We start from the raw sequence: 12552 nt of genomic DNA on the forward strand, positions 1-12552 counted from the left end.
TTTTATTAAACCTAACTCATAATGACCCGATAATCGGACTGACATGGGTTTTGAATAATGACATCTTGCACGCCCATTTCACCTTCAATTTTAATATTATAATTAAAAGAAAAATCGCTATTATCATTAAAATTTGCAGTGGTTGGATAACTGAATTGTTTGAATTGAGGCACTTTATTGTTGAGCACTAAACGGACTCGAAAATCAGGAACACTATAAAAAACCAAGGAATTTGGCATATTTTTTAAATTTGATTCATAGGTGACAAAACAGCTCTGTGAGGCATTCATAGCAAGAAAACTACCATAATCTTTTTGCTGGTTTTTATCATTCACCACCATAAGGTTATGATCACCACCCGTTGCTCCCATCAGGAAACCCATTAAGTTGGGATTAAACTGATAAACATGTGCGGTTTTACTCCATTGTTCTAGTAATACCTCACGCTTGCCTTTAGCATCATACAGTACATAATCACAGATATAATTTTCCTTAGCACATGATTCTGCTTTAATTTTCACCTTTCCTGCATGTCCCAAAATCTGACTTTGTTCAATATCAACTTCTACAGCAGCATTGTTTTGCGCAAAGATAGATGTCGTAGTGAAAACACCCAGTATACATACACAATTCTTTATTATTCTTGACATATCACTTTCCTAAAGTTCAAGCATTTTTAAATATAAACACATTCATGATGCTTGATTTTAAAATACTATTCTAATTTTTTAAACATTCTGAACTTTTCGATTTATAGTCTTTCCCCCAAGTTCGATAGCCTTGGGTATCAATATGGTAGCGGTTATTCCCATACACCCCTAGCCCCATTTTATAATTTTTGCCTTCCACTTTCCAAAAATGACACATTTTTTTAATCAATAATTCGCGATCTTTTTCAACCGTTTCTTTAGGAGACAATACGTGAAAATCTACCGCATAATTACTTAAATGCTTGCTCTTCCCTGCACCGCCAACACACTTATTTAATTCAGGTGCACGATAGATCGCTGTGATGGTATAGGTTTTAAAATATCCATTACGATTTAACTTTTCCACCAGTTGTAAACTACTCACCACGTTTTTCCAATAAGCTTTGGGAGGAACAGCAAAACGTTTGGGATAGCATTGTTCAGGCATATAGTTTCGAGTCGTGGTAAGTTCCATTAAGCTTGGCGGATGTTTTAGATACTGCGATATAAATTGATAATAATCTGCCAATAAATGAGGGTCTTGTTGGGCCTTCCAAACTTTGAATTGTTGTTCAATTTGTTGTTCTGATGTTTTTTTTGAAGACGATGAATGTTCAGCATTTTTTTCAGATGGTGTACAGCCATTCAAAGCCACCCAACTGATACAGCCCATAATGATGAATATTAATTTAGAATTTTTCACAATGACAGCACACGTATTGTTTTATTTTAAAAAATAAATAAATAAAAACTTGGATTTTGACTAGTTATGATTTGAATCACAAAGATATTCTAACCAATCCCATCCACAATAAGCGCTGACTTTACAAAAAATCACACAGATAATGATTTACAACGGACAAAAATGTCCGTTAAATATCACTATAAAATTAACTCTCTCTATCGCTATGCGTAAACGCCAACAACAGGCAGCACAAAATCGTGAGGATTTACTCGATGCTGCTCTCACAATTTTCCGCAAACAAGGGATACGTGCGCCTCTACAGTTAGTAATTGATCAAGCTGGAGTAGGCAGAGCCACTTTCTATCGCAACTTTCAGGATCGTCGAGAACTGGTGGTTGCGTTAATGGAACAAGCTCTGACTCGCTTAGATGAACGGGCAAAAAGTTTTTCCGAATATCCAGATGGTCTGATTCGTTTGATTCGTAATCATGTTGAGAATTTACCTTATCTGACCGCCTTAATGGAATATTGGCGTGTGATAGATCGTAATGATCCAGTGATGGTGGATATCTACCAACGGCGAGATGCGATTTTACAACCGTTGATTGACCAAGCAATTGCACATCAAATTTGCCGTCCTGATCTCACCCCAAAAGACTATGCACTGATTACAGGAATTTTGCGTGCTTCATTTCAAGGTCTCACTGATGAGGAACAGGTGCAACTTGCCACAAGAGCTGTTGATTTGCTGATTGATGGTATCAAGGCGTAATTGGGACTGCTATGGATAAATCACCACGTATACTTGAACCTGCACCCGATTGGACGCCTGAAGAACGTCCAACCTTACCCGGTTCGCCTGCTGTTATTGCACATCCAACTTATAAAAAACTGATTTATTTTTTTATTGGCTTATTTGTGGCAATTTCAGGAAGTTTAAGTAATGGATTTATTACCGCAAACCTCCCCCTGATTCAAGGTGAATATTCGCTCACTCCGTCAGAAGCTGCATGGATTCCTGCGGCTTATGTCATGGCAAATATCAGTTCCAACATGATTTTGTTTAAAGCAAGACAACAATATGGTCTACGGCTTTTTTCCGAAATCGGATTGGTCTTGTTTATCTGCGTTTTGGTTTTACATATTTTTGTTCATACGTTTGAAATGGCACTGTTTGTTCGTGTCATCAGTGGTCTGGTTGCTGCCCCACTCAGCTCACTGGGTATGTACTACATTATGCAAGCCTTTCGACGGGAAAATTTCGGACGTGGAATCTATCTCGCACTGGGCTTCCAACAGTTGGGCATTCCACTGGCTTGGATCATTTCTCCATCACTGGTCGATGTCAATGACTGGGTGGTGTTATATACCTTTGAGCTGGGTTTGGCGATCTGTTGTTTGGCGATGGTGGTCTCTTTAAAACTGCCGCGTAGTTTAAGAATTGAAGTATTTGAAAAGCAAGATTTTTTGACCTTTGCCCTATTAGCCCCAGGATTTGCCCTACTCTGTATCGTACTTAGCCAAGGTCCTATTCTTTGGTGGTTTGAAGTTAAATGGTTGGGTTATGCTCTCATTGCAGGATTTAGCTTAATTATTATTGGGCTAACCTATGAACATTACCGGGTTAATCCATTGATTATTACCCGTTGGCTGGGTTCAGCGAGCACATTAAAATTTGTTTTTGGTGCGTTGGCAATTCGTTTACTGATGTCAGAGCAAAGCTATGCTGCTGTGAATTTCTTAAAGACCATGGGCATGGGTCCAGATCAGTTCGTTACACTATATAGCGTGATTTTTTTAGGAATTGCTTCGGGGACTATTTTTAGTGCATTGACCTTTAAACGAGAACGAATTTCATGGCATCTGGTCGGTGCTGTGATTTTGGTCCTGATCGCTTGTGCTTTGGATTATCACCTGACCAGTGATGTGCGACCAGAAAACTTCTATCGTAGTCAGTTTATCGTGGGTTTTGCCAGTGGTATGTTTATTGGTCCTTTATTATTGACAGGATTTATCAGTGTCTTACAAAAAGGTCCAACGCATATGGTTACTTTTGTGGTGCTATTCTCAGCAACACAAAGTTTTGGTGGCTTAATTGGAAATTCGTTCTTTTCAACCTACCAACAATTGCGTACACAAAATTATCGTGCAGAAATCGTCAGTGATTTATCGCCAACAGACCCTTTAGCTGTACAGCGTCTTGCTTTGTATCAGCAATCTGCCAATAAATATACAATTGATCAAGCATTAGAACAGAATCAAGCTTATCGTAACCTTAACCAGATTGTGACACGTGAAGCTCAGGTACGCGCGTATAATGATGTGATTGCATTAAATGGAATATTTGCCATTTTACTGTTGATTTGGAGTAGTTTTAATATTACTTGGACACGTTACCAACTCAAAAAACAGCAACAAGCCCTCAATAGCAGTTAGACAACGCTCATGAGTTTTATCAATTCAATACCCTATGACGTCATTCTATGCATTAAAAATATTTGAGAACTCTTATGTCACAAGATCAAAAGCCAACAGAACCAGCAACGCCAGCACCTGCACAGCAGGCATCCGCAGCAGCTGTAACGCCACCGCCATCCAGTAAATTAATTCCTACCGCCAAAAGAACCTTATTGATTATGTTTTTGGTGTTGTTGGTCGGGATCGCGGTAATTATGCGTGCTTGGAAAATTGGTCCATTTGACAGTGCAATAGAGTCAACTGATAACAGCTATATCAAGGGTAAAACGACTGTTCTATCTTCGCAAATTAATGGTTATATCAAAGATGTCTTGGTCACTGACTTTGATCATGTTAAAAAAGGTCAGGCATTGATGCATATTGATACCACCACTTATGATCAAAAAGTTACTCAGGCTGAAGCAGGTGTTGACCAAGCCAATACAACTTTAGCCAATCAAAGCCAAGCGATTGAACAGCGCAAAGCTGATATTGTGGCGGCACAAGCCAAAGTGGAACAAGCCAAAGCAAGCTATGAGCTATCTACAGCACAACTTCGTCGTTATCAACAATTAGGCAACAGTGGTGCGACTTCTAAAACCGAACAGGACAAAGCCGCAGCAGATGTAAAAAACAATTTGGCATTATTAAAGCAGGCCGAGGCAAACGTTTTAGTCGCTCAAGAAGCCTTAAAAACAGCACAAGTTGCTGAATCAGGGCTCAAAGCACAAGTGACCAATGCCAAAGCACAATTTGACCAAGCCGTTACGACTAAAGACTATAGTGTAATTTCAGCGCCAATGGATGGGCAGTTAGGTGAAGTTACACCTCGTGTCGGACAATATGTTTCAGCAGGAACACAGTTAATGTATCTGATTCCACAACAAACATGGGTGATTGCCAACTTTAAAGAAACTCAAATCGCGGATATGCGTATTGGACAGAAGGCAAGCTTTACTGTGGATGCAATGAAGCATCAAAAATTTACTGGTCACGTTGAACAAATTTCGCCTGCTGCCGGTGCTGAATTTAGCGTATTGAAACCCGACAATACCACTGGAAACTTCACTAAAGTTGTACAGCGTATTTCAGTCAGGATTGCGATTGATCCAAATCAAAAAGGTCTAGAGTTTTTACGACCTGGAATGTCTGTAGTGACTTCTGTTGATACACAATCATAGTCAATAGAGATACTAAATACCGTTTTAGCAAGTATGTTTACTCAATTCTTTATTCCTCTGGGCAGATTTGGGTAAACTAGCCTGTAAATACACTTTCCTGTACTTAAAATGACGATGTTTGATCCTATTGCCCAAACAATTTCTGACCAGCACTTAAACTTAGCTTGTTCTGTGCAACTCACGGTCAGACGTCTTGATCAAATTCATCCAAATATTTCTGGCAATAAGTTTTTTAAACTTAAATATAATTTCGTTGAAGCTCAACGCCTTGGCTTTAAAAAAATTCTGACTTTTGGTGGTGCGTACTCTAATCATATTGCCGCCACAGCTTATGCAGCACAATTATTTGGCTTTAAAAGTATTGGAATCATTCGTGGTGAGGAATTAGCCAGTAAAACATATAATCCTACCCTCATGCTTGCTCAAAAAATGGGCATGGATTTTAAATTTGTTTCACGTGAAAATTACAAGCTAAAGCAAGATCCTGAATTTAATCAGCAACTCCAAGTTGAGTATCCCGATACCTATATTATTCCTGAAGGCGGTACAAATGCTTTGGCAATACAAGGTTGTCAGGAGATTTTAAAGCCTCAAGACGGCACTCAATATGATGTGATTTGCTGTGCTGTCGGTACAGGTGGAACAATTGCAGGCATTATTGAGCGCAGCGTGCCTGAACAACATATTCTCGGCTTCTCAGCTTTAAAAGGAGATTTTCTTAAACAAGAGATCCAACAGTGGACCCAGCGAATCAATTGGTCACTTACCGATGCATATTGTTGTGGTGGTTATGCCAAAACAACACCAGAACTACTCAGATTTATTCATAATTTTGAGCAAGAGTATCAATTACCATTGGAACATATTTATACAGGTAAAATGTTCTATGGGATATTTGATCTGATCTCTAAAGACTATTTTGTCGAAAACAGCAGAATTCTGTTGATTCATACTGGCGGTTTACAAGGGCGTCTCACAATATAATACACTAACAATTGTTCTGAAAAATTGCCTAAATTTGTCTATAATCCCCTGCTTGTCATTTTCATGAGTGTATTATGTCTTCGAACCAATACGATGTGGTAGTCCTTGGTGCAGGTGCTTCAGGGTTAATGCTTGCAGCCAAAGCTGCTGCACGTGGGCGTAAAGTGTTGGTCGTAGAGAAAGCCAATAAAGTCGGTAAAAAAATCCTCATGTCTGGTGGTGGAAAGTGTAATTTCACCAACCTTTATGTCGAACCTGACAATTTTATTTCACATAATCCGCATTTTGTTATTTCTGCCCTTAGTCGTTATACCAATTGGGATTTTATTGGTCTGGTTTGTGAATACGGTATCGACTATGAAGAACGTAAACACGGACAACTATTTACCCTGAGTGGCGCCAAAGAAATTTTAGCCATGCTACTCAAGGAATGTGAAAAAACTCATTTGGTTGACATCAAAACCAGTTGTGAAGTCAAAGCGGTAACGTGTAGTGCGCAAGATCATTTTCAGGTTGCAACCAATATAGGTTATTTTCAAGCTGAGTCTGTTGTGGTTGCTTCAGGTGGTTTATCTATACCCACTTTAGGAGGCTCAGGGATTGGCTATGAAATTGCTAAACAGTTTGGTCATCATATCTTTCCAACACGCGCTGGCTTAGTCCCCTTTACATTCTCAGATCAATTTAAAGAAGTGACCACACGTCTGAGTGGTAACGCGGTTGAAGCAACTCTATCCAACGATCTCAATAGTTTTACTGAAGCCTTATTGTTTACCCATCGCGGTTTAAGTGGTCCAAGTTCATTACAACTGTCCAACTACTGGAATGCAGGAGAAACATTTAATATCGATTTTTTACCAAATCTCGGATTATTTGATTTCTTCAAGGCAAAAAAACATACTCAGCCTAAAGTTTTGCTGAGAACATTATTGACTGAACACTTACCAAAAAGTGTGGTGATTGAATTACAAAATCTGGTTTGGTCAACATGGGCAGAAACAGCCATCGGACAACTCAGTGATGAAAAGCTTGAGCACATCGCCAAACAATTACATCAATTCGAGGTCAAACCTTCGGGTACAGAAGGTTATCGAACAGCTGAGGTGACTTTAGGTGGGGTAGATACTACTGAGGTTTCTTCCAAAACCATGGAAAGTAAAAAGCAAAAAGGTTTGTTTTTTATTGGTGAAGTCCTAGATGTCACTGGGCATCTCGGTGGGTTTAATTTTCAATGGGCATGGGCTTCAGCACATGCCGCATCTGAATATGTTTAATCCATCCTCACTCAAATTTATCCAATTATTCTAAATAGTCGGTTTTAAACAAAATAAGTTGATTTTGAATTTGCTGCTTCTGCGTAACACGCTGAATGGCTAAATCCATCTGATTCGGGCGATCTTTTTTTACAAATAAAGACTGATGAATTTTTTGTACAAAGTGGATTATTTTCATTTCTATTTCCTTTAAAAATGACTTTTATTCAGCTCGATTGGTGTTTTACTTCTTGCATATGAATGACTTAAATTTAGACAATAAATCAGCCGATGTCTATCTCTTTTCAAGAAAAACATCATATAAACAACTTAACACATGCCTAATCAATCACGGTTGGGATTTATTTTGAGATTCATCTTGTTTTTCAACATCATCCGCTTGTTGCTTCTTCGGTTTTGCAAAAACAAATTTATATGCACTTGCTAAAAAACCAACCGTAATACCTGCGATCACAATTGGAGCAATAAAATTATTTGGCTTTTTCTTAGACATCTCAATCTCCCTTATTTTTTGACCTTAGAATAAAAAATCGATCAAGCTTTAATCCTGATCGATCTTTGTAAGGATTTACATGTTAATTCGGGTCATCTTTATCCTCTTTAAATGAATCGGTTAAAGATTTATATTCATTTTCGATCGTAGGTGTATCCGCTGTGACTTGACTAGAGTCTGTTGCTGGAGGGACAACGGAATCTGTATTTTTCTGATTTAGAGGATTCGGTTGATTTGCTTGTTGTTTTGCTTTGTCAATCAAATCTGTTAAAACACGTTCAGCAGGTTGACGACCACCTAAACCGAATGCCAAAGCAAATGCTACAGCCACAGAACCTAAGGTTAAGCCAAATGCAAGATTGACAATAGAGTCTGCGATACCCATGGCTTTTAAGCCCATTGCAATCACTAAGCCCATGATCAATACACGAACAAGATTTCCTAACCATCGCGAGCTGTTATATTCTCCACGTTGTACAACATTTGCCACGATATTGGCCAACCAGAAACCAATAACCAATATCACTGCACCCAAGAGAATATTCGCACCAAAGTGAATGAACATCGAGATCAGACCACTGACCTGCTCAAAACCGAGTCGATTCGCAGCTTCTGAAACTGCAAACAACATAGTAAAGAACACGATCAAATATCCAATGATACAAGAAACTTTAGTTTCACCTAAAAAGCGTTGCACATCTAATTTAGCAGGAATTGAATCTACACCTGTTCCTGCAACAACTTCAGCAACCAAACGCCCCACAAAACGAGACACCACATAGGCAACGATTAAAATTAATCCCGCTGCAATAATATGTGGAATCGCATACATAATTTCACCGAGCATCATTGTTGCAGGTTGTGAAATTGCCTGTATACCTAAAGCTTCAAATGCCACGATTAAAGCAGTAATCATGACCACAGCAAAAACAAATGAACCTAAAAACTTAGATAAGCCCTGATCTGAGTTTTTAAATAGCCCCACTTTTTCAGCTTGGCTTTGTAAATTTAAGCTACTGATTAAGCCCTCTACGATCCCACGCACAATTTTTGCCAAAATATAACCGATAAAAATGATTACACCTGCAATGAAAATATTAGGTAAATAAGAGATGGCTTCATTCAACATAGATTGAACAGGAACCAATAATCCTTGTAAGCCTAAGATCGACAGAACAATCGGCAGGAACAACAATAAAATCAACCAGTAAACAATATCAGCAATGTTATGACTAATTGGGCTAACACCCACATCTGCACTTAGCTTTTCATCAAGTTGAGTACGATCTAAAGCTTTTTTTAGCCCAACCTTGACGAGGTTTGCTACAATCCAACCAATGAATCCTATTGCTACAGCAGCCAATAGTTGCGGGATAAACAATAAGAATTGTTGAATCATCAAACTGAATGGGCTACTCACACTGTTCAAATTCAGTACATTGAGCGCGCCAATGACAGCAATGACCATGACCACCCAGAAAATAATTCTGGAAAGGATACTTTCGATGTTTGAACGATGCCCTGTGGCAGAAGATAATTTCGAATTTGTTCCCAGTTTCTCTAGGATTTTTCTAAAACCTGCTGCGACAATTAATGCAATAATCCATCCGACAATCAGGATAGCTACAGCGGCTAAAATTGGGTGAAATTGATTCCAATAATACATGGCATCAAAATTCCCCTGAGTGTGTAAAATTTCATTCATTTTTATTCCCTCAAGTCATAGATTTATAACAATTTGAGTGTGCTCAAATGACTCCAAGCATCATTCTTATTTTCAACAGAAAGCGTGATGAACTACTCTTTTACTTTATAATTTGCTTATATAACGATCAATTTTTACTGCATAAATACAACAAAACAAAGCATAAATACTAAGCAGAATCAAAAAACCCTAGCTTGCTGACTAGGGTTTCTGCTTAATGTATAGTTTAAATTATTGATAAGTTTTAAATTAGAGCCAATCGGCCGCCATATAAATAAGCAATGATACGAGAAATAATCCCACAAGAATAAGCATATAAATTGGTAGGCGATTCTTATGTGTAATCTCTTCATTACTGGTTACGTAAGATGGTTTATTGAAATCGTGTCTCATGACATCCACCTCCATCAACTTGATGTATTTTTATACTATCAGTCTATTCATCAACTTTGTGTAAAATATTTTAAGTAAAAGTAAATTTTAATCTAAAGCGGTAAGAGACAGATAAATGGGCTATAATATGTACCCCCATTTTTGTTGACTATTGTATATATGGCATATCAACGACAAAGTGTCGCACTCGATTTAGACACCGATGTCACTCATCAATGCTTCTTACATACATCTAGAGATGATCATTTAATCGGAATCATTGAGTTTAGTAAGCCTAGCTATATTTTAAAGTGGGGAGATCTGGAATATTTCCGTAGACGTACTGATGAATTTTCAGTAATGCCCTTCCCTGAATGTATCAATGCCATGATCATTGATATTCGTAATATCAACTCCTTTCTTGACAATGAAGTTCCTATTATTCCTTGGCGCTTACTCGAAGAAGACTGTCCAATACGTCTGGTCGTGCCTCAAGATCGTTTAGAACATTATGCTGGTATTTTTGAACCCACTTGGCTGACCACTGATATTGAAGTCGCGATTCAGGAGTTACGTGAATTTATGGATATGTTTGTGCATTGATCTTTAGCTAGCACACCAGCAAACCTAATTTTCATTCTCAAACATTTTCGCCGCCATTCGTTTTGCTTGCGTTCCATAAAACCAATAAGTAATTAAAAAGAGCGGAACGGCAAGCAAAAGAAGCATAATAAGCATCGTGCTCAAAAATCGGATATTTTGCATATAGGCAATGAATGATAGCCAAATTTCAGGGTCGTTGCGAGAAAAAAACCAGACGCCCGCGAAAACGCCCAATATATTATAACTCCAGAAAATGAGCGTAAAACCTAGGGTTAAACTTCTACGTTCTTGATCGGTTGGTGCTCGACGTTGTTGTTTAAGAAAACGATACAATACAATAATCACGGCAAGTAAATAAGGTATCGCAGTAAATGCACCTGCAATCTCATTGGGTAAAATTGCCACCAATATGCCAGCAATCATTGTTAACACTAAACAAAGTAGAAAAAACCATAAAAAATATTTATTTAAAGAGACCATAGTGTCAACTTAAATTGCAATGAGACCGACATTATAAAATTTTTTAAATTTTTTTTCATTTTCTTGTCAACCAATCAGAAACTGTTGTCGTTATATAAGTATAAGGTCTGCAGCAACCAAGTTTATTGCACGGCATCCGCAGTTAAATTTGGAGACCTTAACTCCCCCAGAGAGACTAAAAACTTATGCTTCTTCAAGATTTAGAATAGCAGCCTGAATCTTTATAAACGAAGTATTTTGGCCGACGATTTACTCATCACTCGAATCGTCGGCTTTTGTTTTTTTACATTTGATCTTTTCTATGTCTTGTGTAAAAAATGGCGTGGAATTTATGAAAGTTGTTTGAGCTTAAGTTGTTGCGATACTTTTAAAATTGCCAAGAATCCTGCAACAGTAAAAGCCAACATCAATATCCCCATATTGAATAAGTGATTCCAGACTAAAAAATTCAACACCACACCACCCAATAAACCACAAGCAAACTGCATACTGCCCATAATTGCACTGGCTGTACCTGCTCTTGAACCTTGTTCTGACATCGCTAAAGCCATCGCATTAGGTCCTGTAAAACCGATCCCTGAAACTGTTAGGAACAAACCGAGCATCACCATTGTCAATGGTGCTTGTGCGATTAAACCAGTTCCCACAATAATTAATGCACCTGCAACCTGAATCAATCCCCCCATGGTTAAACGGCGGATCACTGAAAAACGATTGGCTAAACGTTTATTGATTGAAGACAGTAAAATAATACCAAAAGCATTAAAACCAAAAGCAATTGCGAACTGTTGTTGTGTTAAATGATAGCCATCCATCAATACCGCTGCAGCGGAGCTGATATAACAAAATAGCGCAGCCCCTGTAAAACAACCTGCCATCATTGGAAAGCGAAAACTTCGATCTTTAAAAATAGCAGCATATAAAATAAAAACCTGACTAAAATTCAGTTGAAGTCTACGTGATGGCGCTAAAGTTTCTTTAAATAAGAAATGAACACAGGCTAAGCAGATCAAACCAATTAAAAATAAAGCAACAAATACTGTTTGCCAGTGAAAGAAATACAGAATTCCAGCACCTATAGATGGCGCAAGAATAGGCGCTATTCCCATCACAATCATCATGCTGGCAAAAGCTTGAGCAGAACCTTGAACATCTAAACGATCTCGAATGGCTGCGCGTGCCATGACCACACCTACACAACCGCCCAAAGCCTGTAAAATTCGCGCAGCAATCAATGACCAATGATCAGGAGCTAAAACGCATAATAAGCTGGCAAAAGCGAATAAGGTCATACCAAAGTAAAGTGGCTTTTTACGACCTATGCGGTCGCTGATCGGACCATAGATCAATTGTCCCACAGCCAAACCCAAGAAATACGCAGGTAAAGTATTGGCAACTTGCTGGGTGGTGACATTAAAATCTTGCGCCATTTGTGGGAGTGCTGGCAAATACATATCGATAGATAAAGGACCTAACGAGGTAAATAGTGCCAAAAGCATAATCCAACCTGTTGAATACTGTTGACCAGCGTTTTTTTCAGACATAGATCGTTTATAATTTCATACTAAATATTGCGAACAAGTTTACACTGTCCATTGTAAGATGTGTCACAAAGATAAGTGAAAAATC

The 12552-nt window shown here is 38.3% G+C and carries 13 protein-coding genes; 6 read left to right on the top strand and 7 right to left on the bottom strand.

Going from position 1 to position 12552, the window contains the following annotated elements:
- Positions 1-11: 11 nt before the first annotated feature.
- Positions 12-650, bottom strand: a complete 639-nt coding sequence (locus tag AAV97_RS14770; RefSeq protein WP_046760937.1) for a hypothetical protein — start codon at positions 648-650, stop codon at positions 12-14.
- 70 nt (positions 651-720) lie between these two features.
- Positions 721-1362: a D-Ala-D-Ala carboxypeptidase family metallohydrolase gene (locus AAV97_RS14775; protein ID WP_046760938.1), complete on the bottom strand. Its 642-nt coding sequence runs from the start codon at positions 1360-1362 to the stop codon at positions 721-723.
- Between the two features lie 235 nt (positions 1363-1597).
- On the opposite strand from AAV97_RS14775, the gene AAV97_RS14780 reads away from it, so the two are divergent.
- The 5 genes from AAV97_RS14780 (at position 1598) to AAV97_RS14800 (ending at position 7270) form a co-directional block, all read left to right on the top strand.
- Positions 1598-2146 carry a TetR/AcrR family transcriptional regulator gene (locus AAV97_RS14780; protein WP_009585243.1) on the top strand — a complete coding sequence of 183 codons (549 nt, stop codon included), beginning with the start codon at positions 1598-1600 and terminating at the stop codon, positions 2144-2146.
- An 11-nt stretch (positions 2147-2157) separates the two neighbouring features.
- Positions 2158-3810 carry an MFS transporter gene (locus AAV97_RS14785; protein ID WP_046760939.1) on the top strand — a complete coding sequence of 551 codons (1653 nt, stop codon included), beginning with the start codon at positions 2158-2160 and terminating at the stop codon, positions 3808-3810.
- Positions 3811-3884: 74 nt separating this feature from the next.
- Positions 3885-5012: an HlyD family secretion protein gene (locus AAV97_RS14790; RefSeq protein ID WP_009585241.1), complete on the top strand. Its 1128-nt coding sequence runs from the start codon at positions 3885-3887 to the stop codon at positions 5010-5012.
- A gap of 114 nt (positions 5013-5126) precedes the next feature.
- Positions 5127-5996 carry a 1-aminocyclopropane-1-carboxylate deaminase/D-cysteine desulfhydrase gene (locus AAV97_RS14795; RefSeq protein WP_046760940.1) on the top strand — a complete coding sequence of 290 codons (870 nt, stop codon included), beginning with the start codon at positions 5127-5129 and terminating at the stop codon, positions 5994-5996.
- A 74-nt stretch (positions 5997-6070) separates the two neighbouring features.
- Positions 6071-7270: an NAD(P)/FAD-dependent oxidoreductase gene (locus AAV97_RS14800; protein ID WP_046760941.1), complete on the top strand. Its 1200-nt coding sequence runs from the start codon at positions 6071-6073 to the stop codon at positions 7268-7270.
- Positions 7271-7295: 25 nt separating this feature from the next.
- Here the strand turns inward: AAV97_RS14800 and AAV97_RS21225 are convergent, their stop codons facing one another.
- From AAV97_RS21225 to AAV97_RS14805, 3 genes are all read right to left on the bottom strand, one after another.
- Positions 7296-7448 carry a hypothetical protein gene (locus AAV97_RS21225; RefSeq protein ID WP_171249383.1) on the bottom strand — a complete coding sequence of 51 codons (153 nt, stop codon included), beginning with the start codon at positions 7446-7448 and terminating at the stop codon, positions 7296-7298.
- A 150-nt stretch (positions 7449-7598) separates the two neighbouring features.
- Entirely contained in the window at positions 7599-7763 is a 165-nt protein-coding gene (locus tag AAV97_RS21230) for a hypothetical protein (RefSeq protein ID WP_171248693.1), read from the bottom strand.
- 82 nt (positions 7764-7845) lie between these two features.
- Positions 7846-9468, bottom strand: coding sequence for a mechanosensitive ion channel (locus AAV97_RS14805; RefSeq protein ID WP_046760942.1), 1623 nt, complete (start codon positions 9466-9468; stop codon positions 7846-7848).
- A gap of 552 nt (positions 9469-10020) precedes the next feature.
- On the opposite strand from AAV97_RS14805, the gene AAV97_RS14810 reads away from it, so the two are divergent.
- Positions 10021-10443 carry a hypothetical protein gene (locus AAV97_RS14810; protein WP_004830127.1) on the top strand — a complete coding sequence of 141 codons (423 nt, stop codon included), beginning with the start codon at positions 10021-10023 and terminating at the stop codon, positions 10441-10443.
- 24 nt (positions 10444-10467) lie between these two features.
- Here AAV97_RS14810 and AAV97_RS14815 read toward each other — a convergent pair whose 3' ends face one another.
- Entirely contained in the window at positions 10468-10923 is a 456-nt protein-coding gene (locus tag AAV97_RS14815; protein ID WP_046760943.1) for an ABZJ_00895 family protein, read from the bottom strand.
- A gap of 329 nt (positions 10924-11252) precedes the next feature.
- Positions 11253-12467 carry a multidrug effflux MFS transporter gene (locus tag AAV97_RS14820; RefSeq protein ID WP_046760944.1) on the bottom strand — a complete coding sequence of 405 codons (1215 nt, stop codon included), beginning with the start codon at positions 12465-12467 and terminating at the stop codon, positions 11253-11255.
- Positions 12468-12552 lie beyond the last annotated feature (85 nt).

It is taken from the genome of Acinetobacter sp. Ag2, assembly GCF_001005515.1.
GTDB classification, from domain to species: domain Bacteria; phylum Pseudomonadota; class Gammaproteobacteria; order Pseudomonadales; family Moraxellaceae; genus Acinetobacter; species Acinetobacter bereziniae.

Bases quoted from the DNA above. Each gene is read 5' to 3' on its own strand.
- AAV97_RS14770 (WP_046760937.1), bottom strand. From the start codon at position 650: ATGTCAAGAATAATAAAGAATTGTGTATGTATACTGGGTGTTTTCACT.
- AAV97_RS14775 (WP_046760938.1), bottom strand. From the start codon at position 1,362: ATGGGCTGTATCAGTTGGGTGGCTTTGAATGGCTGTACACCATCTGAA.
- AAV97_RS14780 (WP_009585243.1), top strand. From the start codon at position 1,598: ATGCGTAAACGCCAACAACAGGCAGCACAAAATCGTGAGGATTTACTC.
- AAV97_RS14785 (WP_046760939.1), top strand. From the start codon at position 2,158: ATGGATAAATCACCACGTATACTTGAACCTGCACCCGATTGGACGCCT.
- AAV97_RS14790 (WP_009585241.1), top strand. From the start codon at position 3,885: ATGTCACAAGATCAAAAGCCAACAGAACCAGCAACGCCAGCACCTGCA.
- AAV97_RS14795 (WP_046760940.1), top strand. From the start codon at position 5,127: ATGTTTGATCCTATTGCCCAAACAATTTCTGACCAGCACTTAAACTTA.
- AAV97_RS14800 (WP_046760941.1), top strand. From the start codon at position 6,071: ATGTCTTCGAACCAATACGATGTGGTAGTCCTTGGTGCAGGTGCTTCA.
- AAV97_RS21225 (WP_171249383.1), bottom strand. From the start codon at position 7,448: ATGAAAATAATCCACTTTGTACAAAAAATTCATCAGTCTTTATTTGTA.
- AAV97_RS21230 (WP_171248693.1), bottom strand. From the start codon at position 7,763: ATGTCTAAGAAAAAGCCAAATAATTTTATTGCTCCAATTGTGATCGCA.
- AAV97_RS14805 (WP_046760942.1), bottom strand. From the start codon at position 9,468: ATGAATGAAATTTTACACACTCAGGGGAATTTTGATGCCATGTATTAT.
- AAV97_RS14810 (WP_004830127.1), top strand. From the start codon at position 10,021: ATGGCATATCAACGACAAAGTGTCGCACTCGATTTAGACACCGATGTC.
- AAV97_RS14815 (WP_046760943.1), bottom strand. From the start codon at position 10,923: ATGGTCTCTTTAAATAAATATTTTTTATGGTTTTTTCTACTTTGTTTA.
- AAV97_RS14820 (WP_046760944.1), bottom strand. From the start codon at position 12,467: ATGTCTGAAAAAAACGCTGGTCAACAGTATTCAACAGGTTGGATTATG.